Source organism: Pseudoalteromonas sp. SR45-5 (assembly GCF_014163565.1).
GTDB lineage: Bacteria > Pseudomonadota > Gammaproteobacteria > Enterobacterales > Alteromonadaceae > Pseudoalteromonas > Pseudoalteromonas distincta.
Genome location: NZ_JACJDN010000318.1, coordinates 1 through 4,567 on the forward strand (window position 1 = coordinate 1; position 4,567 = coordinate 4,567).

8 protein-coding genes are annotated in these 4,567 nt (G+C 40.9%); 5 read left to right on the top strand and 3 right to left on the bottom strand.

The annotated features are described in order from the left end of the window. Positions 1–562: TonB family protein (locus tag H5072_RS12335; RefSeq protein WP_182693684.1), on the top strand; the 562-nt coding region annotated here is incomplete at its 5' end. 67 nt (positions 563–629) lie between these two features. Here the strand turns inward: H5072_RS12335 and H5072_RS12340 are convergent. The 3 genes from H5072_RS12340 to H5072_RS12350 form a co-directional block, all read right to left on the bottom strand. After that, a complete protein-coding gene (locus H5072_RS12340) occupies positions 630–1,139 on the bottom strand; it encodes a hypothetical protein (protein WP_182693685.1) in 510 nt (169 codons plus the stop codon). A 99-nt stretch (positions 1,140–1,238) separates the two neighbouring features. Beyond that, positions 1,239–1,688, bottom strand: a complete 450-nt coding sequence (locus tag H5072_RS12345; protein WP_010555493.1) for a low molecular weight protein-tyrosine-phosphatase — start codon at positions 1,686–1,688, stop codon at positions 1,239–1,241. A gap of 34 nt (positions 1,689–1,722) precedes the next feature. Beyond that, on the bottom strand, positions 1,723–2,229 hold the full coding sequence (locus tag H5072_RS12350) for a DUF3087 domain-containing protein (RefSeq protein ID WP_024606258.1): 507 nt from the start codon (positions 2,227–2,229) through the stop codon (positions 1,723–1,725). A 156-nt stretch (positions 2,230–2,385) separates the two neighbouring features. Between H5072_RS12350 and H5072_RS12355 the strand changes: the two genes are divergently transcribed. The 4 genes from H5072_RS12355 to H5072_RS20900 all read left to right on the top strand — a co-directional run. Further along, positions 2,386–3,015, top strand: a complete 630-nt coding sequence (locus tag H5072_RS12355; RefSeq protein WP_182693686.1) for an energy transducer TonB — start codon at positions 2,386–2,388, stop codon at positions 3,013–3,015. Between the two features lie 13 nt (positions 3,016–3,028). After that, positions 3,029–3,637, top strand: coding sequence for a sigma-70 family RNA polymerase sigma factor (locus H5072_RS12360; protein WP_182693687.1), 609 nt, complete (start codon positions 3,029–3,031; stop codon positions 3,635–3,637). Beyond that, entirely contained in the window at positions 3,624–4,247 is a 624-nt protein-coding gene (locus H5072_RS12365) for a hypothetical protein (protein WP_182693688.1), read from the top strand. Before H5072_RS12360 ends, H5072_RS12365 begins: the two co-directional genes overlap by 14 nt. A 61-nt stretch (positions 4,248–4,308) precedes the next feature. Further along, positions 4,309–4,567, top strand: a 259-nt coding sequence (locus H5072_RS20900; protein WP_220488612.1) for a hypothetical protein, incomplete at its 3' end; no start/stop codon positions are given.

Sequence of the window (4,567 nt, forward strand, 5' to 3'; positions counted from 1 at the left end):
AGAAGAAGCCGACGAATACTACCAAGAAAACTTACCTGAAAACTCACTAGAGCGCATAAAAGCCGATTTTTTAATGGCCTCATTCGCAGAGGGTCGTAAAAGATACAATCAAGCGATTGAAAGGCTAAACCGTATAGTTACTGTATTCGATAGTAACTTAAACTTTGATCACAGTGCAGAGCTAACAGCTCATTCAAAGCTTGTAGGCCTGTACGAAAAACAAGGTAAAAGCGAAGAAGCAACTAAACATTGCCTAGCTATCGCTCAAATGGTGCCATGGAAAGAATCGCAAGAGCAAACACCACTCTATCGTGTTAATCCTAAATACCCAGTTAACAAAGCCAGATTTAGTACCGATGGTAGCGTTGTTATGGAGTTTGAGGTAGACGCAGCTGGCTTTGTAAAAAACCCAAAAGTACTTAGCTCAGAAGGTGGCAGCGCATTTGAAAAATCAGCCAAAGCAGCACTTGAGCAATGGCGTTACGCGCCAAAGTTTGAAAATGGCAAACCTGTTAGCGCTATTTCTCAGGTACAACTCGACTTTAAAATTAACCGCCACTAAAAGCGGCTCATTAAAAAAGGCGCTTTAAGCGTCTTTTTTAATACCAACTAATACAAATTCTACGTAGTTAAAATTCATAACTTACGCTAATTCCGCCATCGGCTCTTTTTTCATTGCTATCGCTTGCTTTACCGTAGCCCACCTCTAGCTCTAATCTAAAACCAGCGCTGTTCAATCCATTAAAGTTGTAGTTGTACGTAAGCCCTATACCATTTGTTGTTTCTTCATCAAAAATACCGCCAATTACACAACCTAGCGTATTAGCAAAGTCAGTTGCTACATCATTAGTTGAACTTTCGCACTCTTGGTCTGTATCTCTTGCACCAATAGCGCCCACAAGTACGCCAAAAGCATGTTTTTTATTATCGCTAACTGCTTGTTCAAAACCGGCAGAAAACCCATCATCAAGGCCTAGTTTATAGTTTGCATACCAGCGCTGTGTGTCGTCGTTAGCCGACAAAGACACTTCAGGAATAACTAAATAAGGATAGCCACCCCCAATCGAAAAACTAACATCGTTAGCAAAAGTAGAACAAGAAGCGATAGATAAAGTGAGTAGTAATATTTTTATTTTCATAAAGTTCCCTTTGAGCAAGTATAAAATGTACTCACTTTAGGAACGCCATGCAATACGACAAAAAGCTCGTTAAATTTAGCTTTAGTAATAAAATAGGGATTAAATTTTAGCGAGTATTTTATCGCTAGCCGCTTCTATTAAATCGAGCACATTTTCAAAGCCATCATCGCCGCCGTAATAGGGATCGGGAATAGCGCTTTGGGCTTGCTCGCCATATTCTAAAAATAGCGCCAGCTTATAGCGTAAATGCTCAGGGCATTGCGCTGTTAAATCAGCTAAATTTTGTGTATCGGCCGCTAAAATTAAATCGAACTCAGTAAAGTCGCTTGTACGCACTTTACGTGAATAAATACCTTTAAAGCTGTAACCGCGCTTCTCCCCTGCTGCCATTGAGCGACTATCAGGCGTTTTACCTTCGTGATAGCCAATAGTGCCCGCCGAATCTACTTTAACGTTAACGCCTAGCTTTTTAGCGCGGGCTTTTAATACCGCCTCTGCGGTTGGCGAGCGGCAAATATTACCTAAACACACTATGAGTACTTTCTTCATTAAGGATCCTCTAACTAATTTAAAAACCTAAGCTTTAAAACTGTTTTAAAATGCTTTCATCGTAATCTTCAACATTAAGCGTTACGTTATGTTGCGCTGCAACAGATTCGAGCTCAGCTTGTTTAATGGCTAAATCGTCCATGGTGATTAGATTATCGTCTAGCTGCCACAATAACCGAGAGCCCGCGTAGCTATAATGAATCGCTAATAACGCATCGGCATTACCTTCACGGCCAGCGGCTTTTAACTTAGCCATTTTACGGGTTATTTTATTAAGTGCTTTTTTAAGCTCCCACACATAAACAACTTCAGTCATAAAGCTATGTGTACGGTATTTATTAAGTAACCACGCAAGCCCAACGCTTGTAATAGCAACGCCTATTAAGTTCCAATGAAAGTGGCTACCACTTTCATCAGGAAATAAAGCAATCAGCGTTTGCGATATAGCCAAGCTGCCTACAGCTAAACCAATACCGCATCCTGCAATAACACGGTTTAAATGTTTACGGTAACGCGCTTTATTTATTTCAATGAGTTGCATAACAGCCTAAAAAGTTAATAAGTAAAAGAATGCGAATGGCTATTGTAACTAAACCCCACATTTTTTATAAAATTATTTCACCCCTTTTTGATTTGCCACCCGTTATAGCTTTGAAAACACCCTAATTGTAGTGGTCAATAAAATTTGGAGCGGCTTATGCACACACTTGAAGTACCTAACAACCCAGTATTTATTAAAACATCGACTGCCGTTATCGGCGGCGCCGCAATGACCTTTGCAGCTTTTGCGTTTATGCAATATTTAATAAGTGGCGAGCAACGCGCACCGGTTAAACCAGGGGGCGATATTATAGTAGAGATTTTTCAAGCACCTGAGGATTCAAAAGTCAGGCATATACAAAAAATACAGCCGCCACCGCCAATGCCTAAAGTGCCGCAAAAAGCTCCACCGCTTGATGCATCAGCGGATCCTGTGTTGGCAATTAGCGACCTTACGCCAGTTACAATTGACGATTTTGGTGGCGACATTAACAATACCATTAATCGCCCTACAGGGGATGCAACACCCATAGTGCGCATAAACCCTAAATACCCAACTACAGCCGCGCGCGATGGTATTGAAGGTTGGGTGCAACTAAGCTTTAGTATTTCGCCCACCGGTGAAGTAATCGACCCGGTAGTTATTAACGCCGAGCCAAAACGCACCTTTGACCGCGAAGCAATAAGAGCTATTAAACGCTGGAAATATCGCCCCAAAGTAATTGAAGGTGTGGCACAATTACAAACAGGTCAAACTGTACAGCTCGATTTTAAATTACAACAATAAAAGCGATGAGCCTATGCTACTAAGTATTAAGTCATGGTTATTTGAAACGCCAAGCAAGGACTGCTTGGCAAGTTACGCAAAAAGTGGCGACAATCGTTACTTAGAGCAGCTTATTGCCCTCTACAGTAACGACTTATACCACTACCTTGTTACACAATCTAATACGCATTTAGCATACGACGTAAGCCAACAAACATGGCTAAAAGTAATCGAAAAACGCCACCTTTACCAAGCCCAAACCACACCAAAAGCATGGTTGTTTAAACTTGCCCGCAACACACTCATTGACGAATACCGCAGGCAACAGCACTTTGTAGAGCTTGACGAAAACACGCATTTAGCAGCACAAAATGATAAAAGCGAAAACAACTTAAATAGTGGTGACTTAACTAGCAAAGACTCGCATATAGGAAGCTCAAACATAAGTTACGAAGCGCTCGACGCCGCCCTAAAACAACTCAGCTTTGTACAGCGTGAAGCCATAACATTACAACAAGAAGGCTTTTCGCTCACCGACATAGAACTTATAACGCAAAGCAGCCTCGAGACCATTAAAACAAGGCTGCGCTATGCCAAGCAAAACCTTAAACGTTTATTAGGAGCAAACAATGAACAAGCCTGATGAGCCGCTTGATCAAAAGCTCACACAACATTACAAAGAGCGAAAAGCGCGCACTACACTTACAAGCACTCAGCAAAAAGCGCTACTTAAAAAGGCCACGCACACAAAGCCTAAAAAGTTCGGCTTTACGCTGCAGCTAACCAGCCTTGCCTGCGCACTGGGTGTATTTTCTTTTATTGTGTTTGATAATAACGATAGCATTAACCACGCGCCAAAAACCGTGCTTAATAGCGTATTTAACACTATAGACATTCACGACTATTCAATTATTAAAACACACGAAATAAATCAAGCAGGTAGCTACGCAAGCACCTTTACAGAGCAAAAACACGCACTCGATAGCCAATTAGCTAACGATTTACGCCGCCACCAACAACGCCACATAGAATACGGCACGCTCGTAAAGGTAGATAACGACTGGTACATAGCCAGCTGTAATGACGAGGTACTAGTACAAATTAAGCAGTCATTATTGAGAGATTTAAAAGGTAAACACGCGGTAGAAAGTAATATAAATACCGGTGATATGCTCGCCATGGCGCATAACGGCAAAGGGCAAATTATTGCGCTAAAACATGCAGGTGCTGGGGTTAGGCAGTGTGGGGCTTAGATATATTTTAGTCTAACCTAAATTTTAGCTAAGATTAAACTAATTACACGGAGTAATCGAAATGGAATTAAATTACATAATAGAAATAAGTAAAGTAGTCGCTGTACTGTTTACTGGATGCTCATTTCTTTTTGGTATTTATATTTATATAGTTAACTCAAGAAAAGAGAGAATCAAATCAACCTTAGAGTATTGGGGGAAGTTTCATCAAGAAGTTATCCCGTATCTTGTTAAGTTTAATAATAAATACCCAGGTAAGATCCATGCTAATGAGGTCAGGGAAGTCGTAAATTTATCCGATACTAAAGAAACTCTTCACC